Consider the following 26,102-nt stretch of genomic DNA (forward strand, 5'->3'; position numbering starts at 1 on the left):
AGTACCCCAGATGGCAGGCCGTTCAGTCGTTGTAGGTGTCGGGCATTACCTGCCCAAGCGGGTGGTTCCGAACTCCGAATTCGAAAAGACGCTTGATACGACCGATGAATGGATTCGCACCCGTTCCGGTATCGAGCGTCGGCACTTTGCGGCCGAAGATGAAACCACGTCCGATCTGGCAACCTATGCGGCCAAAGCCGCTTTGCAGGACGCCGGCCTTACAGCTGATGACATTGACGCAATCGTACTGGCGACCTCGACCGCGGATCTGACGTTCCCGTCGGCCGCAACCATGGTTCAAGCCAATCTGGGCATGACCCGGGGGTTTGCCTTTGATGTTCAGGCCGTCTGCGCCGGTTTCGTGTTTGCGCTGAGCAACGCCAACGCCCTGATCCTTTCGGGTCAGGCCAAGCGGGTGCTGGTGATCGGCGCCGAAACTTTTTCGCGGATCATGGACTGGACCGACAGATCGACTTGCGTGTTGTTCGGGGATGGGGCCGGTGCTCTCGTGCTCGAGGCGCAGGACGGTGCCGGAACAAGCGATGATCGAGGTATCTTGTCCACGGATCTGCATTCGGATGGACGTTACAAGGACCTTCTGTACGTGGACGGCGGGGTGTCGACGCAATCGACGGGCCATCTTCGGATGCAGGGCAACCAGGTGTTCCGCCATGCGGTCGAAAAGCTCACCGCCACGGCCGAAACCGCCCTGGAACGCGCCGGACTGAACAGCCAGGACGTCGACTGGATCGTGCCGCATCAGGCCAATATCCGCATCATTCAGGGCACCGCAAAGAAGATGGGCCTGCCCATGGATCACGTTGTGGTGACCGTTCAGGACCACGGAAACACATCGGCCGCCTCGATTCCCCTGGCCCTGTCGGTGGGCAAGGAACGGGGCCAGATCAAGCAAGGTGATTTGATCGTGACCGAGGCGATTGGCGGCGGTTTGGCATGGGGCTCGGTGGTCCTGCGCTGGTAACCGGCGCAATCCGGCTTACACAGCCGCCCGCAATTCATTGATATTGACAGCGAATTTGCGCTACCCCTATGCTCGAAAATCAATAGGGGAAATGTCATGGGCGATAATACACTGACGCGAATGGATCTGAGCGAAGCCGTGTTTCGCGAAGTTGGGCTGTCACGCAACGAAAGTGCACAGCTTGTCGAAAGCATTCTGAACCACATGTCGGACGCGCTGGTGCGTGGCGAACAGGTCAAGATTTCGTCCTTCGGCACTTTCAGCGTTCGTGACAAATCAGCCCGTATTGGACGCAACCCGAAAACCGGTGAAGAGGTTCCGATCCAGCCGCGCCGCGTGCTGACTTTCCGCCCGTCGCATCTGATGAAGGATCGCGTCGCCGCCGGGAATCGCAAGTAAACCCGGGGCCAGGAGGATATGAGCAAGTCACCCGACGCGTTTCGCACCATCAGTGAAGTTGCGGATTGGCTCGGTGTTCAGGCCCATGTCCTGCGATTCTGGGAAAGCCGGTTTGCACAGGTCAAACCGGTTAAACGGGCTGGCGGTCGCCGTTACTACCGCCCCAACGACATGCGCCTGCTGGGCGGCATCAAGAAGCTGCTGCACGAGGACGGCATCACGATAAAAGGCGTTCAACGCATCCTGAGGGAACAGGGCGTGGCCCATGTGGCGGCGCTGTCACCCGACATCGATGTCAGGGCAGAATCACCACAGACGCCACAGGACGTGGTGGTGTCCTTTCCGCCCAAATCGACCGGTCAGCAAATCGACCTCGATCTGCAGGCCGGCACTGATGGTCCCGGATCGCCAGAGCCTCAGGAAACACCCAGTTCCCCAGACCCCGAGCCGGCGCCCGCGCCCACTGCGGTCAACGGGGACGATGGCATCAGCCCTGCCCCGCTGTTCGGCGGCATCGCCTCCAAAGCTTGGCAGACTACGGATTTTGACGCTGAGGCGCTGCGCCAGATCGCCCCGATCGCGAGGGACCTCAGGGCATGGCTCAGCCGGGTCGAAGGTCAAAAGGCGGGATAAGAAGAAAGGCAATGTTTTCCTCTTGCCCCTGCCGGGAAAATCATTATGAACAGCCCAACGTCGGGCTATGGCGCAGCCTGGTAGCGCGTCCGTCTGGGGGACGGAAGGTCGCAGGTTCGAGTCCTGCTAGCCCGACCAAATCACACCGACGTTTATGGCAGACAGGCCAGATCCCGCTCTGGCACCAGGGGGGATCGGAATGACAGGTGTATGCCCGAACCAGCAAATCGAGGCGATGATCGCGCGCGGTGAGATCTCCGCCGAGCCGGCCATTCTGCCCGCTCAGATCCAGCCCGCCAGCCTTGATCTTCGTTTGGGAACAGTTGCTTACCGCGTCCGTGCGTCATTTCTGGCGGGCGAAAGCCGTTCGGTGTCCGAACGGCTGGCCGAGTTCGAAATGCACCGGATCGACATCACCGACGGCGCCGTTCTCGAAAAAGGTTGCGTCTACCTTGTGCCCCTGATGGAAGCGTTGTCCCTGCCCGGTGACGTGACCGCTGTCGCCAACGCCAAAAGCTCGACCGGGCGTCTGGACCTTCTGACCCGTACCATCACCGACGGCGGAACCGAGTTCGACCGGGTGCCCGCAGGCTATTCGGGGCCCCTCTACGCCGAAATCTGCCCGCGGTCCTTTTCTGTTCTGGTGCGTCCGGGCATGCGGCTGAACCAGATCCGTTTCCGGCAAGGCCAGGCGGTTTTGTCCGATGCAGACCTGACCGCTCTGCATGCGGAATCACCATTGGTCGATGGTCCGGCCGTCATTCAGGACGGTCTGGGGTTTTCGGTCGACCTGCGCCTGCCCAACACTGACCTTGTTGGCTATCGCGCGAAACCGCATACCGGCGTGATCGACCTTGACCGGATCGGCGAATACGACCCACAGGAATACTGGGAAGAGGTGCGTACCAAGGACGGGCGGATCATTCTGGATCCGGGCGCATTCTATATCCTGGTCAGCCGAGAGGCAGTTCACATCCCACCGATGTACGCGGCCGAAATGGCGCCCTATCTGGCGATGGTGGGCGAATTCCGGGTGCACTACGCGGGCTTTTTCGATCCGGGCTTCGGTCATGCCGAAGCCGGAGGCGCCGGGTCACGTGGAGTTCTGGAAGTTCGCTGTCACGAAGCGCCCTTCGTACTGGAGCATGGACAGGTCGTCGGGCGGCTGGTCTATGAGCGCATGGCCGAGATGCCGACACAGCTGTACGGCGCAGGAATTGCTTCGAACTATCAGGGCCAAGGCCTGAAATTGTCGAAGCATTTCAAGTCCGTACAGTAAACCTCAGAACCGCATGAACCGCCGCATCTGGCGGGTCAGCTGCTTGGCCTGTTTCATGCTCGGGCTCTGTCCGCCTGCACTTTGCGCCATGCGCCGGTCGGTCTGAGGATCGCGCGCCTGGCTCTGTTGGCCCGGCTTGCGGGTCGCACGATCGGCAAGGTCAAAACCTTTGTCGACACCACGCGTGACCAGCCTGCGCATGACTTGCCGAACGATCATGTCGATGATGCGGTTTGCGTTCATTTCGGTCTCCGTTCCTCTGCGCCGAACCTAACGGCGATATGCGCCGACAAATGGGCGACGCAATCAATCTTCCTCGAACAGTTCGGACTGATCTTCGTCACCCGTTTCATCTTCGTTGGCCTCGCCGATCGGCATCGCCCCCGGCGGTGGCCGGTTTTCCAGCAAGCCAGCAGCGCGCAGCTCCTTAAGGCCCGGCAAGTCACGCGCGCTTTCCAGACCGAAATGGTCCAGGAACTGAGGCGTGACGACAAAGGTCACCGGGCGGCCCGGCGTCATGCGGCGACGGCCCAGCCGAATCCACTCCATCTCCAGCAGTTGGTCGATGGTGCCCCGCGACACGGACACGCCGCGGATTTCTTCGATCTCGGCGCGGGTGCAGGGCTGATGATAGGCCACGATCGCCAGGGTCTCGATGGCGGCTCGGCTCAGCTTGCGGGTCTCGACCGTTTCCTTCTGCATCAGGAAGCCCAGATCGGGGGCCGTGCGAATGGCCCACGCCTCGCCCACTTTGACCACGCGGACTCCGCGCCCTTCATAACGTTTCTGCAGCAGTTCCAGCGCTTGCGCGGCGTCGCATCCATGCGGCATCCGCGCCTCAAGATCGGCCACTGTCACCGGCTCAGCGCTGGCGAACAGTACCGCCTCGACCATACGCTCCTGCTCAGCCAGCGGAGGCGCTTCGAACAGGGTGCCGGTGCCGTCGTCTTCGGGGGCGTCAGTCACGTTTGTCAGTCCTTCTGCGCAGTTGGATCGGAGCAAAGGTCTCGCTTTGCTTGATCTCCATATGTCCTTCCTTGACCAGTTCCAGCGAGGCCGCAAACGTCGCCGCCGTCGCCGAGCGCCGCCGCACCGGGTCAACGTCCCATCCGTCGGGCAGGTAGGTTTCCATGTCGGTCCAGGTTCCGGCAAATCCGATCAGCGGGCGCATCCGTTCCAGCGCCTGCTCCATCGTGAAAACGGCGTCGCGGTCCATCACGAAGGGCCGGAACTCGTCGCGGGTGCGGATGCGGGCATAGCCCTGCATCAGGTCCAGCAAGGTCGCGGAATAAGTGACCGTGCGGATGCGGGTGACATCCTCGCCCTGCCCGCGCCTGAAGAAATCGCGCCCGAGTTGGTCGCGCGCCATCAGGCGCGCCGCCGCGTCGCGCATCGCCTGCAGGCGTTCCAGCTGAAAGGCCAGGTGAGCGGCCAGTTCCTCGCCCGTCGGCCCCTCTTCGTCGGGGTCGGGCGGCAACAACAGCCGGGATTTCAGAAAGGCCAGCCACGCGGCCATCACCAGGTAGTCGGCGGCCAGTTCGATCCGCAGGGCGCGGGCCCGTTCGACAAAGGCCAGATATTGCTGCGCCAGCGCCAGAACCGAGATCTTGCGCAGATCGACCTTTTGCGTCCGCGACAGGGTCAGCAGAACGTCCAGCGGGCCTTCAAACCCGTCGACGTCCACGATCAGCGCCTCTGCGGCCAGCCGATCGGCGACCGAAACCGGGTCTTCGCTGAAAAGGTTATCCGTCATATACCTGCCCGCCCATCAGACGGGATAGTTCCGTCTCGGCGGCACGGATGTCAAGTTCCTCGGGCGATTGCCGCTGTGCCAGCGCCTTGTCTGCGCGGGCTTGTGCCGCCTCGGACATCTCGCCCGCAGCTTCCATGACCGTCGCCCTGTCGGCAAGCGAGCCGTTGCAGTGCAGCACAACATCGCATCCTGCGGCCAGCGCCTGACGTGACAGGTCGGCCAAAGACCCGCTGAGCGCCTTCATCGAGATGTCGTCGGTCATGATCAGGCCATCAAACCCGATCTGATCCCGGATCACAGCCATCATCTGCGGAGAGATCGTTGCCGGTCGTTCATCGAGCTGCTCAAAGACCAAATGGGCTGTCATGCCCATCGGCAGGTCGTTCAAGGCGCGAAACGGGGCAAAATCGGTCTGCAACAGATCGACCAACGGCGCATTGACGTGTGGCAGATCGAAATGGCTGTCCAAGGTCGCCCGCCCGTGGCCGGGAATATGCTTGACGATGGGCAACACGCCACCGTCCAAATGACCCTGCGCAACGGCCCGGCCGATTTTTGCGACCGTAGCAGCATCGCTACCGTAGCACCGGTTGCGCAAAAATGCGTGGGTGTCCGGACGCGCCAGATCCACCATCGGTGCGCAGTTGCTATCGATCCCCATGGAATACAGTTCATGCGCGATCAGGCGATACCGAAGGTACATGGCTCGCTCGGCATGGTCGCCGGCACGCTCCGCATGATCCAATGGGGGCATCCATTGCCGCGCAAGTGGCGCGCGCAAACGTTGGACCCGTCCGCCCTCTTGGTCGATGGTGATCGGACAGTTTCGACCGACGGCCTCGCGAAAGTCGTCACACAAGGCACGGACCTGATCCGCAGTTTCGATATTGCGGGCAAACAGAATGAACCCAAACGGGTTCATCTGGCGAAACAACGCCTTTTCTTCGGGTGTCAATCGCAGCCCGGCCGCATCCGTGATCGTGGCGCCAAACCTCACCGCACGGCAACCGGGATACAGTCAGCGTCCTGTGCGACCAGGGCGGCGCAGAACTGGCGCGAGTCGCTCAGGTCATCGAACCCCAGGACCCGCAGACGGTAAAACGTGCGGCCTCCGCTTGAGGTTTTCTGGATAACCCTCTGCTTCCCGTCCATATATTCACCAAACCGACGATACAGCCTGTCCCATTCGGCCTGCGCGACCTCGGGGCTTTCAAACGCACCCAGCTGCGCCAGCCGGGTACCTTTGGTCAAGGTGTTCGGGTCGACATCCAACCCTACAGCAGCTTTGACCGCGGCGTTGATCGCGTCTTCACTGACTGCAGGCTGTACAGCCGAAGCTGCGCGCGCCGGGCGGCGGAGCGGACGCAGAGACCGGCGCACGCCCGGCAGGGCCGCGATTTCGGGATCGGGCAGCTGAGCGGCAAGATCGGCCGGATCAATGGCTGGCTCGTCATCGTCCAAGTTCAGGGATGCAAGCTGCACGCCCTCTTCGGTCTGCGGTGCCTCAGCGGCAGGCGCGCCGGACAGTTCGGCCACCACGGCGTCAACCGCGCCTTGGCGCAGTTCGGCCGCTTCCTGGTTCGAGATTTCTTGTTCGACAACATGCACGGCAGGGGTCGGCTTCAGCTCACCCATCGCCACGTCTTCATCCGTCAGAGAAATGGGGCGCGGCGCAAGGATCAGCCGGTCGGCCGGAGGCGCGGCGGTCCCGACCGCCGCAACGGCATTGACCGCAAGTCCCTGGTGATCGGCGGGGGTGCCGCCCGGAGCTTCCGGCTGCACCCGCATCGGCCCCTCGGCCGCGCGTACGACCGGTACGCCGCTCACATCGCGCATGACCAGCTTGTACCCCCAGATCGCGACACCAGCGACAAGCGCCAGAGACGCGGCAGCGCCCAGCAGGTTGACCACCCGCCCAAGGCCCGCGCCAGCCGGCGCACCCTCAGCCTGATCCATCATATCGTCGGGATATTCATACCCATCTTCGGGGTGGAACTGATTCGAGTAATGCGCGTGCTCGGGGCTGGTCTGCCCCGAGAAATCGTAACTGGTCATATCCGCCTCACTGCCCGTTTCGCGCCTGAAATTGGGGCGCGCGGGTCATTTCTTGCCTACCTCGGGCCGGCGGTTCGGGCAGTGTTGGTTACCGCATCTCCTGCGCCGGCGTGACACCAAGAATACCCAAGCCTGCTGAAATCACAACAGAAACGGCCCGGGCCAGTGCGATTTTTGCCTGGCTTGTTGCCGCGTCACCATCTTGCAGGAAGCGTAGCGACATTTCTTCGTTGCCCTTGTTCCACAATGCGTGGAAATCCCCTGAAAGTTCATACAGATAGAAGGCAACCCGATGCGGTTCGTTGGTACGCGCAGCGATCTCGACCAGCCGTGGCCATTCGGCCAGCTTTTTGGCAACACCCAGCTCGGCCGCGTGGTCGATCTTGCTCAGATCAGCAGCTTTGAGAGTTGCATCGTCCGCGGCAACGCCCGCTTCGGCGGCCCGGCGCAGCACGCTCATGACCCGGGCATGGGCGTATTGCACGTAGAACACGGGGTTCTCGCGGCTTTGCTCAAGCACCTTGTCGAAGTCGAAGTCCAGCGGCGCATCGTTCTTGCGGGTCAGCATCACAAACCGGGTCACGTCCGGGCCAACCTGGTCAACCACATCACGCAGCGTGACGAAATTGCCGGCCCGCTTGGACATCTTGAACGGCTCACCGTTTTTCCACAGTTTCACCAACTGGGTCAGCTTGATGTCCAGCGGCACCTTGCCGTCCGACAAGGCCGAAACGGCGGCCTTCATCCGCTTGACGTAGCCACCGTGATCTGCACCGAACACGTCGATCAGAGCGTCAAATCCGCGGCTCACCTTGTCGTAGTGATAAGCGATGTCCGGAGCAAAATAGGTCCAGCTGCCGTCGGATTTTTTGACAGGGCGGTCCACATCGTCGCCATGCGCGGTGGACTTGAACAGGGTCTGCTCGCGCGGCTCCCAGTCTTCGGGGGTTTTACCTTTGGGCGGCTCAAGAACGCCTTCATAGATAAGACCCTTGTCGCTGAGCGACTTCAGTGCGGCCTCGATCTTGCCGGTTCCGTACAGCGACTTCTCCGAGAAGAACACGTCCATCTCGACGCCCAGCGCCTTCAGGTCGGCGCGGATCAGATCCATCATCGCGTCGGTTGCAAAAACGCGGACCTCGGCCAGCCATTCGCTTTCAGGCTTGTCCAGCAAGCTGTCGCCGTATTTTTCCTTCAACGCCTCGCCGATCGGTATCAGGTAGTCGCCCGGGTACAGGCCTTCGGCGATCTCCGGGCTCAGGCCGTTGGCCTCGCGGTACCGCTCGAACGCGGACCGGGCCAGAACATCGACCTGCGCGCCGCCATCGTTGATATAGTATTCACGGGTCACGTCGTGGCCGGAATAGGCCAACAGGCTGGCCAGCGCGTCGCCGAACACTGCGCCACGTGTGTGGCCCACATGCAGCGGTCCCGTGGGGTTGGCCGAGACGTATTCCACGTTCACCTTCAACCCCTGCCCCATAGTCGAGCGACCATAATCCGTGCCCTGTTCCAGCACCGCACCCAGAACGCCCTGCCAGACCGACGCAGCGAGCCGCAGGTTGAGAAAGCCCGGACCTGCAACCTCGGCACTCGTGATCCGCTCATCGGCGGCCAGTTTCGCGGCCAGCGCGTCGGCAATGTCACGCGGCTTCATCTTGGCCGGCTTGGCCAACACCATCGCGGCATTGGTCGCCATGTCTCCATGGGCGGCGTCGCGCGGGGGTTCGACCGCAACGTTGTCAAAGCTCAGCCCCTCGGGCAGCGCGCCTTCGGACTGCATCTGCGTCAGCGCGTCCAGAACAAGGCCGCGGATCTCGGAGAACAGGTTCATTTCGGATGTCCTTTTGCTTGCGCAGCGGTTTACCACGCAAGGCGGCAAGGTCAATGCGGGCAAGCGGTCCAAACCAGCATTCGCAGCATGCAGCCCTAAACCTGCGGGGGCTGCGTGCCGGTCAGGCGGGCATGATCCTGCAAGGCAAACCGATCGGTCATGCCCGCAATATAGTCTGATACGATCCGGGCCAGCGCGGTCTCGTCCGGCGCCGCTTCGATATCCGAATGCCAATGCCGAGGCATCTGGCGCGGGTCGCTCAGATAGATCGGGAACAGCTCCTCGACTACGCGACTGACCTTGGCGCGCACCTCCATGACGCTGGGCGCCCGGTACATGCGGGTGAACAGAAACGCCCGGATATCGTTGAGCTGCGCCCAAAGATCATCCGAGAAGCGGATGACAGGAGCCCCGAGGTGACGAACATCTTCGACTGTTTGCGCGCCCGATCTCTCCAAAACCTCGCGCGAGGTGTCGATTACATCCGAAACCATCACGCCGAACACCCGCCTCAGCGCCTCGTGACGACGCCGGTAGAAATCCAACCCGGGATACTTGCGATCCACCTCGGCATAACACTCCCGGACAATCGGCAATTGGGCGATCTCGTCGTCGGTAAAAAGTCCGGCCCGCAGGCCGTCGAACAGGTCATGATTGTTGTAGGCGATGTCGTCGGACAGTGCCGCAACCTGCGCCTCTGCGCTGGCATGGGTGTGCAGTTCAAGGTCAAAATCGGCATTGCACTCGGCCAGCGCCCAGGGCAGCTCGCCCGTAACCGGGCCGTTGTGCTTGGCGATGCCCTCAAGGCATTCCCATGTCAGGTTGCACCCGTCGAAATCCGCGTAATGCTGTTCCAGCTTGGTGACGATGCGGATCGCCTGGGCGTTGTGGTCGAAGCCCCCGTAGGGCGCCATCAGCGCATGCAGAGCGTCCTCGCCGGTATGGCCAAACGGCGTGTGGCCCAGATCATGCGCCAGGGCCACGGCCTCGGTCAGTTCGGGGTTCAGCCCCAATGCCCCCGAGATCGTGCGCGCGACCTGCGCCACCTCGATCGAATGGGTCAGGCGCGTGCGATAGCTGTCGCCCTCATGCTCGACAAAAACCTGTGTCTTGTGCTTAAGACGTCGGAACGCGCTGGCGTGTATGATCCTGTCCCGGTCCCGCTGAAAGCACGACCGGAAACTGCTTTCTTCCTCTGGCACCAGCCGCCCGCGCGCCCGGCCCGGATCGGCAGCAAATCCTGCTCGCTCCAATGGTCTTGTCCTTGTCGCCTGTCTCCGGGGTTTCTATATTGTAGACTAACGAGGAAATAAACCTTTGGAGCATGGCATGAATCTGCCTCCGAGAGTCACAGAACGCGCCTTCGAGAGGCTTGCCGAGATCGGCGCCGCCGACAACGGCAAGGCCCTGCGCATAGCCGTTGAAGGCGGAGGGTGTTCAGGCTTTCAGTACGAAATCGCCTTGGACGAGCCCAAGGACGATGATCTGGTACTGGAAGGCAAAGGCCAGAAGGTTGTCGTCGACGAAATTTCTTTGCCGTTCCTGGAAAATGCGACGATTGATTTCACGCAGGAACTGATCGGCGCCCGGTTCGTGATCGACAACCCCAACGCAACCTCTTCCTGTGGGTGCGGCACGTCTTTTTCGATGTGATCAATCGTGGGGGCGTTGCGGCCCCGTCCTCTGAATATCTCTATGATCTGCAGGAGCGCCCGCCGTCCCGCGATCAGGCCTTAGGGCGCGGTTTACCGTGTTGGGCCCCGTGCCAAATGGGCCAGTTCGTCATGGCGTCATCGGTCCCCGTACGCCCCGGCACCCGCGGCAGACCTGACTGACACCTTGTGATGGCATCCGTTCTGGGCGATAGGTTTCGGCAGAGCTTCGGAGGGACCGGGATGAAAATCGCAACATTCAACATCAACGGCATCAAGGCGCGGGCCGAGGCTCTGCCCCGCTGGTTGGACGAAGCCCAGCCCGATGTGGTCCTGCTGCAGGAAATCAAATCCGTCGACGAAAACTTTCCCCGCGAGATCTTTGAGGAACGCGGGTACAACGTCGAAACCCATGGTCAGAAAAGCTTCAATGGCGTGGCGATACTTTCCAAGTATCCGCTCGAAGACGTCTCGCGCGGGCTGCCTGGGGATGAAGAGGACGAGCAGGCGCGATGGATCGAAGCAACCGTCATCGGCAAGCGGGCGCTGCGGATTTGCGGGTTTTATCTTCCCAACGGGAACCCTGCTCCGGGGCCGAAATTCGACTACAAGCTTGCGTGGATGGAGCGGCTGTACGAGCGCGCCCGCGATCTTCTGGCCACGGAAGAGCCGGCCCTCATGGCAGGGGACTACAACATCATTCCGCAAGCCGAGGACGCGAAACGTCCGGAGGCCTGGCGCGAAGACGCCCTGTTTCGGCCGGAAAGCCGCGCGGCGTTTCGCAAGGTTCTTAACCTTGGCTTCACCGAAGCATTCCGTGCGCGGACGCAAGGTCCGGGCCACTATTCGTTCTGGGATTATCAGGCCGGCGCGTGGAACCGGAATGACGGCATTCGCATTGACCACTTCCTTCTGACACCACAAGCGGCGGACCTGATGCGCGATTGCCAGATCGACGCCGCAGTGCGCGGACATGAAAAACCGTCCGATCACGTCCCTGTTTGGGTGGACCTCGACACCTGACTCGTCAGGCCGTCGGGTCGTAATCGTAGATCCAGTCGTATCGACGCGTCAGGCGCGGACCGATCAGGGCCAAGGCCGCCTGCGCCGCCAGTCGTGCGGGACCGCGCAAATGAAAGTTCCGCGCGTTGGCACCGGCAGCTGCGACCACCTTGCGCGCGCGGGATTTCCTCGTGCTTTCATAGGCTTCGAGTGCGCGGCGGACACCCGACTGTTCGTCAAAAGATCGGGCCAGGATCCAAGCATCCTCAAGGGCGAGGCACGCCCCTTGAGCCATAAACGGCAATGTGGGATGCGCGGCGTCCCCCAAAAGGGCAACGCGACCATTCTGCCATTTCTGTGCCACCGGGCGCAGAAACAAAGCCCACAGGTGAACATCTTGCACCTGCGCAAGCGCGGCACCTGCAGGACCGCCGAAATCGGCAAAACGCGCCCGCAGGTCCTCGGGGTCACCGCGCAGACGCCAGCCCTCCTCCCGCCAATCGGACCGCTCTTCGACCGCCACGATGTTCAACATGGACTGCTTTCGCAGCGGATAGGTCACGACATGACGCCCGGGGCCCATTGTCAGCGATGCCATGGGCTCGGCTTCGTGGTTGATCCAGGGCACCGTTGCCCGCCAAGCCACCTGATGCGTGAACGCGGGCGCTTCGGTTCCGTTCAGGATGGGCCGGATACCGCTGCGCCCGCCATCCGCTGCAACGGCGAATTCCGCGCGCAGCCGGGTGCCATCCTGCAGTGCAACCTCGGCTTCGGCCGGATGCTTCCGAACATTGGTGACGCGGGCATTCAGCCTGATCGACACCCCTGCGCGCTCGGCCGCCTTTTGCAACGTTTCCAGAAGGTCAGCACGGTGGAAATACCACGTAGGTCCGGCCGCGGGTGCCGGAAGACGGCTGACGACGCGGCCCCGCCGGAAATCGCGCAGAACAGTGCCGTGAGAGAGTTGTGCGACCCGACCGGGATCATCCACAACACCCAGCGCATGCAGGACCGCCATGCCGTTGGCGCTGATTTGCAGACCGGCCCCGACCTCGGTCAAGGCCTCGGCCTGCTCGAGAACGGTCACCCGTGCACCGCGTTGCTGCAAGGCCAGCGCAGCGGCCATTCCGCCGATCCCGCCGCCGATGACACCGATTTGCAAACCGTCGATCTTCATGGCACGGGCTTAACGCAAAAAAGCCGGAGCCACAGGCCCCGGCGCTTGTCTTTTTTGAAAGAACCCAGCGATCAATCGTCGCGGTGAACTTTTTCGCGACGCTCGTGACGCTCTTGCGCTTCCAGCGTCATGGTCGCGATCGGACGCGCATCCAGACGCTTGAGCGAGATCGGGTCACCGGTCTTTTCGCAGTAACCGTATTCGCCCTCGTCGATCCGGCGCAGAGCGGCGTCGATCTTGGCAACCAGTTTGCGCTGTCGGTCCCGGGTGCGCAGTTCCAGCGCACGGTCGGTTTCCTCGCTGGCGCGGTCTGCAACGTCGGGAATATTACGGGTGCTGTCCTGCAGCCCCTCGATCGTATCCCGGCTGCCTGCCAAAAGTTCGTTTTTCCAGTTCAGCAGCTTGCGGCGGAAATACTCAAGCTGGCGTTCATTCATGAAAGGTTCATCTTCGGCCGGACGATAGTCCTCCGGCAGAAAAACTTCCTGCTTCATATTGGCTCCCTCGGTATGGCCAGAAACGTCTTTTGCGGTCGTGTCGCCTGACATTTGGCACCCCCTTCTGCGCAGCGTTTAACTGACGGGACGGGGAATGTCACTATCCAAACGCAACCCCGACGCGCCGTTATGAGAACCGGTATAAACATGAGACTTTGGGCACCAAATCGTTGCCATTCTGTGAAAGCGAAAAGACTATTTTGCGGCAGAACACCCGCGAGCGGATGATGGAATCGGTGCGATTCGTCCCTCGCGCGCGCCGTTGGCAGCCCGCGACGCTGCGGCCCGGCTTGTCATTCGGCCCCGCCCTAGGTAACCCGGTTCCCGTCTCCTGTTGCTGCGACCATCATACGAGGGCCCCATGACCGCACGTTTCAAAGGCACAGCCGAATACGTTGCCACCGACGACCTGACCATTGCCGTAAACGCAGCCGTCACGCTGGAACGACCGCTGCTGGTCAAGGGTGAGCCCGGCACGGGCAAAACCGAACTGGCCAAACAGGTCGCCGGCGCGCTGGGTCTCAGGATGATCGAGTGGAACGTCAAGTCGACCACCCGCGCGCAGCAGGGTCTCTACGCATATGACGCCGTCAGCCGTCTTCGCGACAGCCAGCTGGGCGACGAACGTGTGCACGACGTGTCGAACTATATTCGCAAAGGCAAGCTGTGGCAGGCCTTCGACGCCGATGAAAAGGTCGTGCTGCTGATCGACGAGATCGACAAGGCCGATATCGAGTTCCCCAACGACCTGCTGCAGGAACTCGACAAGATGGAGTTCCACGTCTACGAGACCGGCGAAACGATCCGGGCCAAACACCGCCCCATCGTGATCATCACCTCGAACAATGAAAAGGAACTGCCCGACGCCTTCCTGCGCCGCTGTTTCTTCCACTATATCCGTTTCCCCGACGAAGCCACGATGCGCCGCATCGTCGAAGTGCATCACCCCGGCATCAAAGAGGCGTTGCTGACCACCGCCCTGACCCAGTTCTACGAAATCCGCGAAACGCAGGGGCTAAAGAAAAAACCCTCGACCTCCGAGGTGCTGGACTGGCTCAAGCTGCTCCTGGCCGAGGATCTGGATGCCGAAGACCTGAAGCGCGACGGGGTCAATGCCCTGCCCAAGCTGCACGGCGCCCTGCTGAAGAACGAGCAGGACGTGCATCTGTTCGAACGGCTGGCCTTCATGGCGCGCGCCAAGCGCTGAAGCCCGCCCATTCATGAATACTTGGTGATCACGGCTTGCCTTGCGGCAAGCCTGATGCCAGCATTGCTGCAACAAAGATCAAAGAACACGACACCGAGCACGCTGTAGAGCAGGACCACCCGAATTGACCCAAGCGCCGCGCATTCGTCCCCTCAAGCCCGAAGACCGGCCGAGCTGGGACTTGTTGTGGCGGGCGTATCTTGAATTCTACGAAACGGTATTGCCCGACGAGGTCTACGACAGCACGTTTGCGCGCCTGCTGGGGGATGATCCGCAGGACTTTTCATGCCTTGTGGCCGAGTTGGACGGCGAATTGATCGGGCTGACCCACTTCCTGTTTCACCGCCATGCCTGGAAGATCGAAAACGTCTGTTATCTGCAGGATCTCTATGCCAGCCCGCATGTACGCGGCACCGGTGTCGGTCGGGCGTTGATCGAGGCCGTATATGCCGAAGCCGATCGAAAAGGCGCGCCCGATGTCTATTGGTTGACGCAAGAGTTCAACCATACGGCGCGCCAGCTTTATGACCGCGTCGGCCAACTGACGCCTTTCCTCAAGTATCGGCGTCCATGAAACGTCTGGCTGGCATATTTCTTGGCTTTGTCCTTGCCGGCTGCAGTTCGGTCGACCGGATTGAGTTGCCCGATGAAATCAAGGTGACCGAGGCCGCGGCACCGGTGACTCAGGCTTTCGGCACGCCACGTCCTTTCCCGCCGGCCCGGTCGAATACGAACATCGCGGCGGATTTCGTGGAGCTGCATTTCTCGCTGGAAAGTGGCACTGCCCTGCCGGTGTTCACGCGGTTCGAGGGTCCGATCACAGTTCGGCTGACGGGCGCCCCTGCCCCCACGATGCAATCCGACCTGACGCGTCTGCTGACCAGACTGCAGCGCGAAGCCCGGATCGACATCCGCCAGGTCAACGATGGGCAGGCCAACATCACGATCGAAGCAGTGACCCAGCGCCAGATCCAGCGGCTGCTGCCGCAGGCCGCGTGTTTCGTCGTGCCCAACGCGTCCAGCCTCGAGGAATACAATCGCGACAAGCGCAAGACCAAAAGCAGTTGGCGCGCACTGCGCAGCCGCGAGCGATTGGCGATCTTCATTCCCAACGATGTCAGCCCCCAGGAAATGCGGGATTGCCTTCACGAAGAGCTTGCACAGGCGATCGGGCCTCTGAACGACATGTACCGCCTGCCGGATTCAGTCTTCAACGACGATAATTTCCACACTGTCCTGACCGGGTTCGATATGCTGATCCTGCGCGCGACCTATGCGCCGGAACTACAGACCGGAATGACCCGGGAACAGGTGGCGCAGGTCATACCCGGGGTCATCGCCCGCCTGAACCCGCGCGGTGCCGACCTGCCCGTCCAGCCAATCTCGGAAACCCCGCGTGAATGGATCGACGCCGTGCAACTGGCGGTCGGCAAGGGCCGGGCCTCGCCGCGGCAAATGCGGGCCATCGACCGCGCGATGCGGATCGGCCGAGAGCAAGGTTGGACCGATCACCGCCGGGCGTACCCCCATTATCTGAAGGCCCGTTTGGGTGAATTCGACGCCCCCGAGGAAGCGCAGCGCGAATACGCCATCGCCCTGCAATACCTTCGCGCGACCCCCGGAACCGAGCTTCAGCGCGCGCATATCTCGGTTCAGACGGCGGCCTATGCCCTGACCCAAGGGCGCGGCCCCGCAGCCCTGCCGGACCTCGACCGGGCCATCGCGACGATGACGCGGGCCGAAAACGCCTCGATGTTGGCGACGCTGCTGCTGCTGAAGGCCGAGGCCTTGAAGCAGGCCGGCAAACCCGAACAGGCACGCTCCGTCAGGCTGGACAGTCTGGGGTGGGCGCGCTACGGGTTTGGCTCGGAATTGGTGGTCAGCTCGTTGATGCAGGACGTCGCACTGGGGGCCCCATAACATCGCAAAAGACGGATGACTAACACATGCTAGTGGTTGTGGGAATGGCGGTCCTGGGGGCGGCTCTGGGCGCGCTGACGGCACGAAAACGCAATGGCAGCGGCGCGGATATCGCCCAGTATGCGGCCGGCTACGGCATTGCATTTGCATTGGCGGGACTGGCCATTTCGCTTGTTCTAGTGCGGGTGATAGGCTGAGCCGATGTTCATCCCCTTTTTCGACAACCTCAGAAAAGCAGGCATCCCCGTCTCGTTGCGGGAATACCTGACTTTTCTGGAGGGGATGAAAAAGGGGCTGGCCACCTACGACATCGAGGCGTTCTACTACCTCGCCCGTGTCTCGATGGTGAAGGACGAGCGCAACATCGACAAGTTCGATCGCGCCTTTGCCGCCAGCTTCGAAGGGCTGTCCGAGATCACCTTCGATCAGGTGCTCGAGGCCGTGGACATCCCGGCCGAGTGGCTGGCCAAGATGGCCGAGAAGCACCTGTCAGACGAGGAAAAGGCTGAGATCGAAGCGCTTGGCGGTTTCGACAAGCTGATGGAGACGCTGCGCGAGCGGCTGAAGGATCAGCAGGGCCGCCACCAGGGCGGCAACAAGTGGATCGGAACGGCGGGCACATCGCCCTTCGGCGCCTATGGATACAACCCCGAGGGCGTGCGCATCGGCCAGAAGGAAAGCCGCCACCAGCGCGCGGTCAAGGTCTGGGACAAGCGCGAGTTCCGCAATCTGGACGACACGGTCGAACTGGGCACCCGCAACATCAAGGTCGCGCTGAAACGCCTGCGCCGCTGGGCCCGCGAGGGGGCCGCCGAAGAGCTGGACCTGGACGGCACCATCCGCGCCACGGCCGAGCACGGATACCTGGACGTCAAGACCCGGCCCGAACGGCACAATGCGGTGAAAGTGCTGCTGTTTCTCGATGTGGGCGGCTCGATGGACCCGCATATCAAGGTGGTCGAGGAATTGTTCTCGGCCGCGCGGGCCGAGTTCAAGCACCTGGAATATTTCTATTTCCACAATTGCCTGTACGAAGGCGTCTGGCGCGACAATCGCCGCCGGTGGGATGCGCAGACCCCCACGCATGAGGTGCTGCGGACCTACGGCCCCGACTACAAGTGCATCTTCGTAGGTGACGCGTCGATGTCGCCTTACGAGATCGCCTATCCCGGCGGCGCAAACGAGCACTGGAACGCCGAGGCCGGTCAGGTCTGGCTGCAGCGCGCGCGCGAACAGTGGACGTCAAACCTGTGGATCAACCCGGTGCCCGAGAAATACTGGGAATACACCCATTCCATCGGCATGATCCGCGAGATCTTCGAAGACCGGATGGTGCCGATGACGCTGGCCGGGTTGGAACGCGGCATGCGCGAGCTGACGCGATAGCGCCAGCCCGGTTTTGTTTTTATCCGGCGATTGCCTGAATCCCCAAGAACAGTAGACCCGAAAGCAGGGCCGCTGCAGGCACGGTGATCACCCAGGCCGCGATGATCGTCAGGAAGTGCGACCGACGCACCAGCTTGCGGCGGCGGCGCTCTTCGGGGGCAAGCACCGGGCGTTCCGGCACGGCGCCGCGTGCCTTGATCAGGCGTCGCTCGGCGTCCCATTCCCGGAAGAACCCGACACCGAACACTGCGCCCACGGCGATGTGGGTCGAACTGACCGGCAGGCCAAGCCAGCTGGCCACGATCACGGTGATCGCCGCCGACAGCGCCACGCAATAGGCGCGCATCGGGTTCAGCTTGGTGATCTGGCTGCCGACAACCCGGATCAGCTTGGGCCCGAACAGGAACAGGCCGAACGAGATACCGAAGGCGCCGATGATCATGACCCAGGGCGGAATGCTCACCGCATGGGTGAAATCACCCATTGCCGAAGCCTGAACGATGGCGGCCAGAGGCCCGACGGCATTGGCCACGTCATTGGCCCCATGCGCAAAGCTGAGCAGCGCCGCTGAAATGATCAGCGGGATGCCGAACAGGATCTTCAGCGACTTGTTGCGGTTCTCCAGCCCCTCGGCCTGACGGCGAATGACCGGGATCGTCACCATCCAGATCAGCACTCCGCTGACCAGACCGATCACAAGAGCCGTCTGCAGGTTGATCTTGAACAGATGTTTCAGGCCCTTCAGCGCAAGGTACGAGGCAAACGCCCCGGCCATGATGCCGACCAGAACCGGAACCCATTTGCGCGCAGCGGCGATCTTGTCGTCCTGGTAGATGATCCGCGCCTTGATGAACCACAGGAACCCGGCGGCGATGATGCCGCCCAGAAGCGGCGAGATGACCCAGCTTGCAGCGATCTGGCTCATCTTGACCCAGCTGACCGCGCCGAACCCCGCCGCCGCGATCCCTGCCCCCATGACGCCCCCCACGACCGAATGCGTGGTCGAGACCGGAGCGCCGACCCAGGTGGCCAGGTTGATCCAAAGCGCAGCAGACAACAGCGCGGCCATCATGGCCCAGATGAAGACGGTTGCCGTTCCCATGCTTTCGGTATTGATGATGCCCTTAGCGATGGTCGAGACCACGTCTCCACCCGCGATCAGGGCGCCGGCGCTTTCGAAAATTGCTGCAATCGCGATGGCGCCGCCCATGGTCAGGGTGTTCGCGCCCACCGCCGGGGCCATGTTGTTGGCCACATCGTTCGCCCCGATGTTGAGCGCCATGTAGGCTCCGAACATGGCCGCGATCACGACGATCATCGTGTTGCTGGCCTGTCCGAACAACAATGCAGCCGTGATCCCGGCGATCACGATGAACACGAAGGCGATGCCCGATCCGACGAACGGCCGCCCGACCTGCGCCGTTGCAACCTCGAGGCGGGAAAACCTCCGCAGGTCACGATCCAGTGTTTCAAGGTGCCGGGCTTCTAAATCATTGTTGGCCATTTGTCCCTCTTGAATAGCGCGCGCTCGCACAGCGTGCGCCGTGCCCTAGAAGGCTTTTGCCTTCATTTCAACCTTTGAAATATGGAAACTGCGATCTGACGCCGCGCGATTTCCGTCTCACGAACTGCCCCAGGTCGCCCATGTTGCCCGAAAGTGATGAGGAACGACTTGCCCCCGCATCCCGATCCGCCCATATCTGAGATATGTTGCGTCTGACCCCAATTCTGCTGGCGATCGCCTATGCCATTGTGATGTATCGGATTTCCGTCTGGCGCACCCATCGCGAGCTGGATGCGAAGTCGACCGAACTGGCTGATCCCGAGTTGAAGCGTATGACCGACCGCCTGGCCGCCGCCTTGGATGTGGCGCGCGTGCCGGTCTATATCTATGAAATCGACCCGGTGAACGGGCTGGCCGCACCGGACGGGCGCATTTTCATCACCCGAGGCTTCTATCGCAAGTTCCGCAACGGCGAGGTCTCAGCCGAGGAGATGGCCAGCGTCATAGCGCATGAACTGGGCCATGTGGCGCTGGGCCACGCCCGGCGGCGGATGATCGACTTTTCCGGTCAGAACGCGATGCGGGCGGCGCTGATGATGCTGCTCAACCGGTTCATTCCCTTCATCGGCGCGTGGATCGCAAATGCGCTGACCGCGCTGCTGGCCTCGCGCCTGTCGCGGGCGGACGAGTATGAGGCGGACGAATACGCAGCCGCCCTGCTGACCAAGGCCGGGATCGGGATCGGACCGCAGAAATCCCTGTTTCACAAGCTTGAGGATCTGACCCAGCAGCGGGCAGGCGTGGTTCCGGCCTGGCTGATGAGCCATCCCAAGACGGACGAGCGGATTGCCGCGCTGGAGGCCCTTGAACAGCGTTGGGAGCGTGGCTGAGGGTCAGGGTGCGAGAGGCCACACTCTCGCGCTCTCCGGGATATTTTGGGCCAGATGAAGCGGTCAGGCCGCCAGAGCCTTGCCGAGACGCGGCAGGCGGGCTTTTTTCATCAATGCGCGCAGAGTCCATCGGTCGCCCGACAGGCGGTTGGCTTCGGTCAGGATCGATTGAGCCACCTGTTCGACACTGGTCGGATCATTCTGCCAGATGCCGTGAAGGAAGCTGTCGGGGTCGATGCGGGCAAGGCCCTCTTCCGCCAGAATATTCCTTGGAAAGTCTTTGGCATTAACGGTGATGATCGTATCGGCCGAAGCGGCGACGGCGGTGGCCAGCACATGCGTATCGGCCGGATCGGGAAGCCAGAGGCGCTGTTCGAGACCGGGCGCCTCGGGGCGTTCGGCCTGCGGCCAATGTGCCTGCACCAAGGCGATTTCGGCCCGGGCCTGCGCCTCGCCCTCGGGGCCAAGTTTGCGGGCGGCGCGGGCCCATTCCTCGAGGATGCGAGCCGACCAGAGCGGGGTGAAGTGGCCCCGCGCCGCCACGCCCAGCAGCATCTCGCGCATCACCGTCGGGTAGATGACGCAGGTGTCGAGAACCGCCTTCACAGCCGGTAGAACACGGATTTCAGATAACCGCTCTCGGCCAGCTGCGGCAGTTGCGGATGGTCGGGACCGGCAAAGCCGGTGTGGATCATCTGCGCCTGACGCCCGGCCCGGCCGATGCCGCGGGCGCAGGCCTCGCGGAAACGGGTCAGGTCGGCGGCGTGCGAGCACGAACACAGGCCCAGATAACCGCCCGGTTTGACAAGCGGCGCGGCCAGGCGGGCGATCCGCTCATAGGCCCGCAGCCCGGCATCCAGCGCCTGTTTCGACGGCGCAAAGGCCGGCGGATCGCAGATGGCCACGTCGAACTGCGCACCGTCTTCGCCCAGCTGGGTCAAGACGTCGAAGGCATCGCCCTGTCGGGTTTCAAAGCGGTCGCCAAAGCCCGAGGCGACGGCGCCCTGCTTGGCCAGAGTCAACGCGGCGGCCGAGCCATCGACCGATAGCGCGTGGTCGGCGCCACCGGCCAGCATGGCCAGACCAAACCCGCCCACGTGGCTGAACACATCCAGCACATGCGCGCCGGGCCCCGCCAGCCGGGCGGCAAAGGCGTGGTTGGGGCGCTGGTCGTAGAACAGCCCGGTTTTCTGGCCCCCGGTCAGGTCGGCCATGTAAGTTGCGCCGTTCATCGGAACGGGCAGCGGGGCATCGGGCGCGGTGCCGCGCAGGGTCTGGCTCACGTCATCCAGACCTTCCAGCCCGCGGGTGCGGCCCGAGGCGTTCTTGAGCACAGTCGTCACCCCCGTCTCCGCGACGAGCGCGTCGGTCAGAAGGTCCAGGTGCGCTTCGGCCCAGGCGGCGTTGGGCTGGATCACGCAAGCGTCGCCGAACCGATCGATGATGACACCAGGAAAACCGTCGGCCTCGGCATGGACCAGCCGGTAGAACGGCGCATCGAACAGCCGTTCGCGTAGGTCGAGCGCGCGGCGCAGGCGGGTTTCGAACCACCCGGCATCCAGCTGCGCCGACAGGTCGCGATCCAACACCCGGCACATGATCTTGGAATCCGGGTTCACTGCCACCAACGCGATCGGGGCGCGTTTGTCATCCTCAAGCACGGCCAGCGCACCCGGCGCGATCTTGCGGGTGCGCCGGTCGGTGACGATGTCATTGGCATAGACCCAGGGAAAGCCGTGGCGCAGACCGCGCGCGTTGGCTTTAGGTTTCAAACGGATTCTGGGGCGGTCGGGCATGTCGGCATGGGTCATGGCGCCCTCATAGTCGCGATTGCGCGGGCAGAAAAGCCCCTCTGGCGATCCGTCAGCGTTGGCGCGCCCGCCAGCCGCCGCGCCGGCGCGGAGCCTGCGCGGTGTCCAGCCCTTCGCGCAGAACCTGTGTCATGGGATGGTCGGCATCCTGTGCGGTATAGACAGCATGCAACTCGGTCAGCGCCTGCTTCTGGTCGCGCCCGTCCGGCAGGCTGAGCGCCCAGTCCAAAAAGATGCTGCGACACTCGGGCAGCGTGATTCCGTCGATGCGATAGGCCTCGCGGATCAGGCCCTTGGGGTCGTTCGGGTCGTCACTGCGCGCCATCCGCACTCTCCTCGATCACCGCGCCGATAACTTCGGCTGCGGCAGCATAGCTGTCCTGCAAGGCGGACTGTAACTGCTCGACCTGCTCGAACCCGGTCGCCCGGCACAGAAAGGCCGTGCCCCCCTGCCCGATCTTGTCGGCCTCGATCACCTTGCCCGACAGTAGCCGCGCCGCGCATTGCACCGACCAGCATAGATCATATGCGTCCTTCAACACCTGCGCCTGAGCGACATCCAAGAGACCCGCAGCGACCGCTCCGTCCAGGCCCGAGTCGACGTCGCGCCGTGGCGCGCCGGACAACAGTGCGCCGGTTTCGGCCATCAGTTCGATATCCAGCAGACGGCCGGGGCCATTCTTGACATCCCAGACACCGGCGGGAGATTTCGCGGCCGCGAGGCGTGCGCGCATGTCGGACACTTCGCGCAGGACCTGATCCTTGTCGCGCGGGCGAGACAGGAACTGCGTGCGGAAAGCTTCGAAATCGTCGGCCAGATCCGTGTTGCCTGCAACTGCGCGCGCGCGGGTCAGGGCCAGATGCTCCCAAACCCAGGCTTCCTCTTGTTGGTAATGAGTGAAGCTGGCCCAGCTTGTGGCGACTGGCCCCTGATTGCCGGACGGCCGCAGTCGCATGTCGACCTCGTACAACCGTCCTTGCGCCATCGGTGCCGACAGGGCGGTAATCAGCGCCTGTGTAAGGCGCGCGTAGTAGGTGCGTGTGGCCAGTGGCTTGGGGCCGTCGGATATGTCCACCGCTTGCGGGTCGTAGATCACGATCATGTCCAGATCGGATTGCGAGTTCAGCCGAGCGGCCCCCAACGACCCCATGCCCAGCACCACAGCGCCACGCCCTGGGGGGGAGCCGTGTTTCTGCGCAAACTGTCGCTCTACGCAGGGTAAGATCGCGGCGATGACAACCTGCGCGAGGTCCGCGTATTGCCGCCCCGCCTGCAACCCGTCGATCAGACCGCGCAGGTGGTGCACACCGATACGGAAATGCCATTCCTTGCACCAGCGCCGCGCCAGATCCAGCTGCGTTTCATAGTCCGACTCAGCCGCCAGCGCGTTGGACAGTTCAGCCTGCAAGGCGGACTGACCGGGCCACTCGGCAAAGAAGCTGCCACCGATCACCGCGTCGAACACCTGGGCATTGCGCGACAGATGCGCGGCCAGTGCATGCGAGGTTCCGACGATGTCGACCAGCAGGTCGATCAGATGCGGGTTGGCTTCGAACAGCGAAAACAGCTGCACACCGGCGGGCAAGCCGGCCAGAAACCCATCCAGCGCCAGCAGCGCCTCGTCGGGGCGGGCGGTCTTGGCCAGCCGGGCCAGCAATTCGGGTTTGAGCCGCTCGAAAATGCGCGCGCCCCGTTGCGAACGCAGCGCGGGATAGGTTGTCCATCGGGCCAGAACGCCGGCGTCGAACTCGACCGGGGGCGCTGCGGTCGGCGCGGGGCCGGCGCCGGGCGCGAAAAAGCCCTCGGTCAGCTCGTGCACCTCGGTCAGGCGGCGTGTCAGATCGGCTGTCAGGTCGGCGCTGGTGGTGCCCATCAGGCAGGCGATGCGCTCGATCCCGTCGGACGACTGCGGCACCTTGTGGGTCTGCGCGTCATGCACCATCTGGATGCGGTGCTCGACCTCGCGATGTGCGCGGTAATGGTCGGTCAACTTGTCGGCCACGTCCTGCGGTACCCAGTCCTTGGCTGCCAGCGCGGCCAGTCCCGGCACCGTGCCGCGCACGCGCAGGTCGGGGTCGCGGCCCCCGGCAATCAACTGCCGCGTCTGGGTAAAGAACTCGATTTCGCGAATGCCGCCCTGCCCCAGCTTCATGTCATGGCCGGGGATCGTCAGAGCCCCCCCGGTGCCCTTGTTCTCGCGTATGCGCAGGCGCATGTCGTGAGCGTCCTGGATGGCGGCGAAATCCAGATGGCGGCGCCAGACAAAGGGCCGCAGGGTTTCCAGAAACCGCTGCCCGGCGGCGATGTCGCCGGCGCAAGGGCGGGCCTTGATATAGGCTGCACGCTCCCATGTGCGACCCAGGCTTTCGTAATAGCGCTCGGCCGCCTCGGTCGCCATGCAGACGGGGGTGACCGCGGGATCCGGGCGCAGGCGCAGATCGGTGCGGAACACGTACCCATCGGCCGTCTTGTCGCTGAGCGTAGCGCAGAAATTGCGCGTGGCCCGCACCATGCCCTGCCGCGCCTCATAGAAATCGTCGGGATCGTACCGGGTTTCGTCGAACAGCACGATCAGGTCGATATCCGAGCTGTAGTTCAGCTCGTGCGCGCCCATCTTGCCCATCGCCAGGATCACCATCCCGGCGGCGGTCTCGACGTCGTCTTCGGTCATGCCGGGCAGCTTCTTGCGCCGGATCAGCGCCGCGATCTCGGCCTTGGCCGCGATGTCCACGGCAAGCGCCGCGAAGTCGGTCAGCGCGCCGGTGACCTGCTCGAGGTTCCAGGCTCCGGACAGGTCGGCGAGGGCCGTCAGCAAGGCAAGCCGATGCTTGGCCTGCCTCAGGCCCGGTTTCAACTGGTCAGGAGCCAGCGCGCGCGCGTCGTCCATGATCTGCGCAAGAGCGTGCTGCGGCCGATCCAGCGCCGGGGCCAACCAATTGCGTTCACGGTCGATCAAGCTCTTGAGGTACGGGCTGCTGCCTGCGGCACCGGTCACCAGTTCGGATTGATCAGCGGTCAGATCCGGCACTGCGGCGCAGGCTTCTCGCCCCAATTCGGGGTCGTAGGGACGCGGGACGCGTTGGATGGTAAGATTGTCGGTCATGGGCGAATTCCGGTCAGGTAACCTCGACTGGAGTGTCCTGGCTGAAGGTATTGATCCAGCCATCATCCCGGCGTTCCCACAACGATGAGATCAGCATCGCCTCGCGCGCGGACGCACCCGGCCGCTGATAGTCCGCCCGGTAGGACAACAGGACGATATCCGATGTCAAAACGCGCAGTTGCGCCGCGCTCAACTCATATGACTCCATGGTCGGGTTGTCTGCGAACTGACCCACATGATCGTCGCGATTGGCAAAACCGGATGGGTAGACGCCCAGAAAATCGGCGCTCAGCAACGCCCGGTCCGCCTGCGCATCACCCTCGATCAAAGCGGTCCAGACCTGCTGCTCCAGGTTCAGGATTTCTTCAAGCGTCGGGGCGGGCTTGTCGTTGTGCGTGTTCATGCCCGCACGTTGCGCAGGATCAGAACTGCCGTCAACCGGGGCACTAAATGTAAATCTTTTTCACATCACCCCTTGCATCCGGGCCGGGCCACCCCATCTAGACCAATGTGAACACAATTTACATCAACCTGGAGAGCCCAAATGACCGCATTGTCCGAACACGCCGTCCCCCGCAACCCGGGATGGTTGCACCGTGCAGAGGCCTGGCTTGACGACAAGGGCAAAGGCGCCTGGATCGCTGCCATGGTCCTTGGTTTCATCTTCTTCTGGCCCGTCGGCCTGTCCCTTCTGGCCTATATGATCTGGAGCAAACGCATGTTCAGCAAATCCTGCAGCCGCCGCCATTCCTGGCACAGCCACATGAGCGCGATGAAGCCCTCGGGCAACAGCGCATTCGACGCCTACAAGGCCGACACGCTGGCCCGCCTGGAACGGGAACAACAGGATTTCGAAGCCTTCCTGCACCGCCTGCGCGAAGCCAAGGACAAGGCCGAGTTCGACCAGTTCATGAACGAACGCGCTCAGGAGAATACGGCGGACGACAAGGACGAAACCGCCTGATACCCTACCGCCCTGCCCCCTCTCTGTGGGACAGGGCAAACCTCAACAACCGA

General features: G+C 62.8%; 28 protein-coding genes and 1 tRNA gene. 14 read left to right on the plus strand and 15 right to left on the minus strand.

Annotated features, from left to right (window positions below; genetic code table 11):
- The first annotated feature begins 10 nt into the window (after positions 1-10).
- From ACR0JC_RS03910 to ACR0JC_RS03930, 5 genes are all read left to right on the plus strand, one after another.
- Positions 11-982: a beta-ketoacyl-ACP synthase III gene (locus ACR0JC_RS03910; protein ID WP_093962315.1), complete on the plus strand. Its 972-nt coding sequence runs from the start codon at positions 11-13 to the stop codon at positions 980-982.
- Positions 983-1,078: 96 nt separating this feature from the next.
- A complete protein-coding gene (ihfA, locus tag ACR0JC_RS03915) occupies positions 1,079-1,381 on the plus strand; it encodes an integration host factor subunit alpha (protein ID WP_093962316.1) in 303 nt (100 codons plus the stop codon).
- Positions 1,382-1,399: 18 nt separating this feature from the next.
- Entirely contained in the window at positions 1,400-2,014 is a 615-nt protein-coding gene (locus tag ACR0JC_RS03920) for a MerR family transcriptional regulator (protein WP_170338730.1), read from the plus strand.
- 61 nt (positions 2,015-2,075) lie between these two features.
- Positions 2,076-2,152, plus strand: a tRNA-Pro gene (locus ACR0JC_RS03925).
- Between the two features lie 61 nt (positions 2,153-2,213).
- On the plus strand, positions 2,214-3,293 hold the full coding sequence (locus tag ACR0JC_RS03930) for a 2'-deoxycytidine 5'-triphosphate deaminase (RefSeq protein WP_170338728.1): 1,080 nt from the start codon (positions 2,214-2,216) through the stop codon (positions 3,291-3,293).
- 3 nt (positions 3,294-3,296) lie between these two features.
- Here ACR0JC_RS03930 and ACR0JC_RS03935 read toward each other — a convergent pair whose 3' ends face one another.
- From ACR0JC_RS03935 to ACR0JC_RS03965, 7 genes are all read right to left on the minus strand, one after another.
- Entirely contained in the window at positions 3,297-3,536 is a 240-nt protein-coding gene (locus tag ACR0JC_RS03935; RefSeq protein WP_093962319.1) for a hypothetical protein, read from the minus strand.
- A gap of 63 nt (positions 3,537-3,599) precedes the next feature.
- The gene (gene scpB / locus ACR0JC_RS03940; protein ID WP_170338220.1) at positions 3,600-4,259 is read right to left on the minus strand and encodes an SMC-Scp complex subunit ScpB; all 660 of its coding nucleotides are present in this window, start codon (positions 4,257-4,259) and stop codon (positions 3,600-3,602) included.
- On the minus strand, positions 4,252-5,046 hold the full coding sequence (locus ACR0JC_RS03945) for a segregation and condensation protein A (RefSeq protein WP_093962321.1): 795 nt from the start codon (positions 5,044-5,046) through the stop codon (positions 4,252-4,254). Before ACR0JC_RS03945 ends, scpB begins: the two co-directional genes overlap by 8 nt.
- Entirely contained in the window at positions 5,036-6,043 is a 1,008-nt protein-coding gene (nagZ, locus tag ACR0JC_RS03950; RefSeq protein WP_170338725.1) for a beta-N-acetylhexosaminidase, read from the minus strand. Before nagZ ends, ACR0JC_RS03945 begins: the two co-directional genes overlap by 11 nt.
- Positions 6,040-7,101, minus strand: a complete 1,062-nt coding sequence (locus ACR0JC_RS03955; RefSeq protein ID WP_170338724.1) for an SPOR domain-containing protein — start codon at positions 7,099-7,101, stop codon at positions 6,040-6,042. Before ACR0JC_RS03955 ends, nagZ begins: the two co-directional genes overlap by 4 nt.
- An 88-nt stretch (positions 7,102-7,189) precedes the next feature.
- Positions 7,190-8,935, minus strand: a complete 1,746-nt coding sequence (gene argS, locus ACR0JC_RS03960; protein ID WP_170338722.1) for an arginine--tRNA ligase — start codon at positions 8,933-8,935, stop codon at positions 7,190-7,192.
- A 95-nt stretch (positions 8,936-9,030) separates the two neighbouring features.
- Complete coding sequence (locus ACR0JC_RS03965) at positions 9,031-10,188, minus strand: deoxyguanosinetriphosphate triphosphohydrolase (RefSeq protein ID WP_170338720.1); 1,158 nt, start codon at positions 10,186-10,188, stop codon at positions 9,031-9,033.
- A 76-nt stretch (positions 10,189-10,264) separates the two neighbouring features.
- On the opposite strand from ACR0JC_RS03965, the gene ACR0JC_RS03970 reads away from it, so the two are divergent.
- Positions 10,265-10,588 (plus strand): HesB/IscA family protein, encoded by a 324-nt coding sequence (locus tag ACR0JC_RS03970; protein ID WP_093962326.1) that lies wholly within the window; start codon positions 10,265-10,267, stop codon positions 10,586-10,588.
- A gap of 242 nt (positions 10,589-10,830) precedes the next feature.
- On the plus strand, positions 10,831-11,610 hold the full coding sequence (xth, locus tag ACR0JC_RS03975; RefSeq protein WP_480763277.1) for an exodeoxyribonuclease III: 780 nt from the start codon (positions 10,831-10,833) through the stop codon (positions 11,608-11,610).
- 4 nt (positions 11,611-11,614) lie between these two features.
- Here the strand turns inward: xth and ACR0JC_RS03980 are convergent, their stop codons facing one another.
- Positions 11,615-12,766, minus strand: a complete 1,152-nt coding sequence (locus tag ACR0JC_RS03980; RefSeq protein ID WP_170338716.1) for an FAD-dependent monooxygenase — start codon at positions 12,764-12,766, stop codon at positions 11,615-11,617.
- Between the two features lie 71 nt (positions 12,767-12,837).
- Positions 12,838-13,260, minus strand: a complete 423-nt coding sequence (gene dksA, locus ACR0JC_RS03985; RefSeq protein ID WP_093962986.1) for an RNA polymerase-binding protein DksA — start codon at positions 13,258-13,260, stop codon at positions 12,838-12,840.
- A 364-nt stretch (positions 13,261-13,624) separates the two neighbouring features.
- Between dksA and ACR0JC_RS03990 the strand changes: the two genes are divergently transcribed.
- The 5 genes from ACR0JC_RS03990 (at position 13,625) to ACR0JC_RS04010 (ending at position 17,776) form a co-directional block, all read left to right on the plus strand.
- A complete protein-coding gene (locus tag ACR0JC_RS03990; protein ID WP_170338714.1) occupies positions 13,625-14,470 on the plus strand; it encodes an AAA family ATPase in 846 nt (281 codons plus the stop codon).
- Between the two features lie 124 nt (positions 14,471-14,594).
- Entirely contained in the window at positions 14,595-15,044 is a 450-nt protein-coding gene (locus tag ACR0JC_RS03995) for a GNAT family N-acetyltransferase (RefSeq protein ID WP_170338202.1), read from the plus strand.
- Positions 15,041-16,390 (plus strand): DUF2927 domain-containing protein, encoded by a 1,350-nt coding sequence (locus ACR0JC_RS04000; RefSeq protein WP_170338711.1) that lies wholly within the window; start codon positions 15,041-15,043, stop codon positions 16,388-16,390. The genes ACR0JC_RS03995 and ACR0JC_RS04000 overlap by 4 nt, the downstream gene beginning before the upstream one ends.
- Before the next feature lie 26 nt (positions 16,391-16,416).
- Positions 16,417-16,587: a hypothetical protein gene (locus ACR0JC_RS04005; protein ID WP_170338709.1), complete on the plus strand. Its 171-nt coding sequence runs from the start codon at positions 16,417-16,419 to the stop codon at positions 16,585-16,587.
- Positions 16,588-16,591: 4 nt separating this feature from the next.
- The gene (locus tag ACR0JC_RS04010; protein WP_170338707.1) at positions 16,592-17,776 is read left to right on the plus strand and encodes a vWA domain-containing protein; all 1,185 of its coding nucleotides are present in this window, start codon (positions 16,592-16,594) and stop codon (positions 17,774-17,776) included.
- A 19-nt stretch (positions 17,777-17,795) separates the two neighbouring features.
- On the opposite strand, the gene ACR0JC_RS04015 is transcribed toward ACR0JC_RS04010, so the two are convergent.
- Entirely contained in the window at positions 17,796-19,280 is a 1,485-nt protein-coding gene (locus tag ACR0JC_RS04015) for an inorganic phosphate transporter (protein ID WP_170338705.1), read from the minus strand.
- A gap of 203 nt (positions 19,281-19,483) precedes the next feature.
- Between ACR0JC_RS04015 and ACR0JC_RS04020 the strand changes: the two genes are divergently transcribed.
- Positions 19,484-20,170, plus strand: a complete 687-nt coding sequence (locus tag ACR0JC_RS04020) for a M48 family metallopeptidase (protein ID WP_093962334.1) — start codon at positions 19,484-19,486, stop codon at positions 20,168-20,170.
- Positions 20,171-20,233: 63 nt separating this feature from the next.
- On the opposite strand, the gene ACR0JC_RS04025 is transcribed toward ACR0JC_RS04020, so the two are convergent.
- The 5 genes from ACR0JC_RS04025 to ACR0JC_RS04045 are packed head-to-tail and all read right to left on the minus strand — an operon-like array spanning position 20,234 to position 25,488.
- Entirely contained in the window at positions 20,234-20,776 is a 543-nt protein-coding gene (locus tag ACR0JC_RS04025; RefSeq protein WP_170338703.1) for an RSP_2648 family PIN domain-containing protein, read from the minus strand.
- Entirely contained in the window at positions 20,773-21,981 is a 1,209-nt protein-coding gene (locus tag ACR0JC_RS04030; RefSeq protein WP_170338701.1) for an RSP_2647 family RNA methyltransferase, read from the minus strand. The genes ACR0JC_RS04025 and ACR0JC_RS04030 overlap by 4 nt, the downstream gene beginning before the upstream one ends.
- 52 nt (positions 21,982-22,033) lie before the next feature.
- Positions 22,034-22,306 carry a hypothetical protein gene (locus tag ACR0JC_RS04035; RefSeq protein ID WP_170338699.1) on the minus strand — a complete coding sequence of 91 codons (273 nt, stop codon included), beginning with the start codon at positions 22,304-22,306 and terminating at the stop codon, positions 22,034-22,036.
- Positions 22,293-25,085 (minus strand): [protein-PII] uridylyltransferase family protein, encoded by a 2,793-nt coding sequence (locus tag ACR0JC_RS04040; protein ID WP_170338697.1) that lies wholly within the window; start codon positions 25,083-25,085, stop codon positions 22,293-22,295. The genes ACR0JC_RS04035 and ACR0JC_RS04040 overlap by 14 nt, the downstream gene beginning before the upstream one ends.
- A 13-nt stretch (positions 25,086-25,098) precedes the next feature.
- Positions 25,099-25,488, minus strand: coding sequence for a nuclear transport factor 2 family protein (locus ACR0JC_RS04045; protein ID WP_170338695.1), 390 nt, complete (start codon positions 25,486-25,488; stop codon positions 25,099-25,101).
- Between the two features lie 141 nt (positions 25,489-25,629).
- On the opposite strand from ACR0JC_RS04045, the gene ACR0JC_RS04050 reads away from it, so the two are divergent.
- Positions 25,630-26,049, plus strand: coding sequence for a DUF2852 domain-containing protein (locus ACR0JC_RS04050; protein ID WP_170338693.1), 420 nt, complete (start codon positions 25,630-25,632; stop codon positions 26,047-26,049).
- The last annotated feature ends 53 nt before the right edge of the window (positions 26,050-26,102 follow it).

This window comes from Ruegeria sp. CH5 (assembly GCF_056537025.1).

Coding starts and splice junctions, on each gene's coding strand:
- ACR0JC_RS04040 (WP_170338697.1), bottom strand. CDS start 25,085: ATGACCGACAATCTTACCATCCAACGCGTCCCGCGTCCCTACGACCCC.
- ACR0JC_RS03920 (WP_170338730.1), top strand. CDS start 1,400: ATGAGCAAGTCACCCGACGCGTTTCGCACCATCAGTGAAGTTGCGGAT.
- ACR0JC_RS03970 (WP_093962326.1), top strand. CDS start 10,265: ATGAATCTGCCTCCGAGAGTCACAGAACGCGCCTTCGAGAGGCTTGCC.
- ACR0JC_RS04010 (WP_170338707.1), top strand. CDS start 16,592: ATGTTCATCCCCTTTTTCGACAACCTCAGAAAAGCAGGCATCCCCGTC.
- ACR0JC_RS03930 (WP_170338728.1), top strand. CDS start 2,214: ATGACAGGTGTATGCCCGAACCAGCAAATCGAGGCGATGATCGCGCGC.
- dksA (WP_093962986.1), bottom strand. CDS start 13,260: ATGAAGCAGGAAGTTTTTCTGCCGGAGGACTATCGTCCGGCCGAAGAT.
- ACR0JC_RS03990 (WP_170338714.1), top strand. CDS start 13,625: ATGACCGCACGTTTCAAAGGCACAGCCGAATACGTTGCCACCGACGAC.
- ACR0JC_RS04030 (WP_170338701.1), bottom strand. CDS start 21,981: ATGACCCATGCCGACATGCCCGACCGCCCCAGAATCCGTTTGAAACCT.
- ACR0JC_RS04050 (WP_170338693.1), top strand. CDS start 25,630: ATGACCGCATTGTCCGAACACGCCGTCCCCCGCAACCCGGGATGGTTG.
- ACR0JC_RS04035 (WP_170338699.1), bottom strand. CDS start 22,306: ATGGCGCGCAGTGACGACCCGAACGACCCCAAGGGCCTGATCCGCGAG.
- ACR0JC_RS03980 (WP_170338716.1), bottom strand. CDS start 12,766: ATGAAGATCGACGGTTTGCAAATCGGTGTCATCGGCGGCGGGATCGGC.
- ACR0JC_RS03935 (WP_093962319.1), bottom strand. CDS start 3,536: ATGAACGCAAACCGCATCATCGACATGATCGTTCGGCAAGTCATGCGC.
- ACR0JC_RS04015 (WP_170338705.1), bottom strand. CDS start 19,280: ATGGCCAACAATGATTTAGAAGCCCGGCACCTTGAAACACTGGATCGT.
- ACR0JC_RS03945 (WP_093962321.1), bottom strand. CDS start 5,046: ATGACGGATAACCTTTTCAGCGAAGACCCGGTTTCGGTCGCCGATCGG.
- ihfA (WP_093962316.1), top strand. CDS start 1,079: ATGGGCGATAATACACTGACGCGAATGGATCTGAGCGAAGCCGTGTTT.
- argS (WP_170338722.1), bottom strand. CDS start 8,935: ATGAACCTGTTCTCCGAGATCCGCGGCCTTGTTCTGGACGCGCTGACG.
- ACR0JC_RS04020 (WP_093962334.1), top strand. CDS start 19,484: ATGTTGCGTCTGACCCCAATTCTGCTGGCGATCGCCTATGCCATTGTG.
- ACR0JC_RS04005 (WP_170338709.1), top strand. CDS start 16,417: ATGCTAGTGGTTGTGGGAATGGCGGTCCTGGGGGCGGCTCTGGGCGCG.
- ACR0JC_RS04000 (WP_170338711.1), top strand. CDS start 15,041: ATGAAACGTCTGGCTGGCATATTTCTTGGCTTTGTCCTTGCCGGCTGC.
- ACR0JC_RS03955 (WP_170338724.1), bottom strand. CDS start 7,101: ATGACCAGTTACGATTTCTCGGGGCAGACCAGCCCCGAGCACGCGCAT.
- ACR0JC_RS04045 (WP_170338695.1), bottom strand. CDS start 25,488: ATGAACACGCACAACGACAAGCCCGCCCCGACGCTTGAAGAAATCCTG.
- xth (WP_480763277.1), top strand. CDS start 10,831: ATGAAAATCGCAACATTCAACATCAACGGCATCAAGGCGCGGGCCGAG.
- ACR0JC_RS03910 (WP_093962315.1), top strand. CDS start 11: ATGGCAGGCCGTTCAGTCGTTGTAGGTGTCGGGCATTACCTGCCCAAG.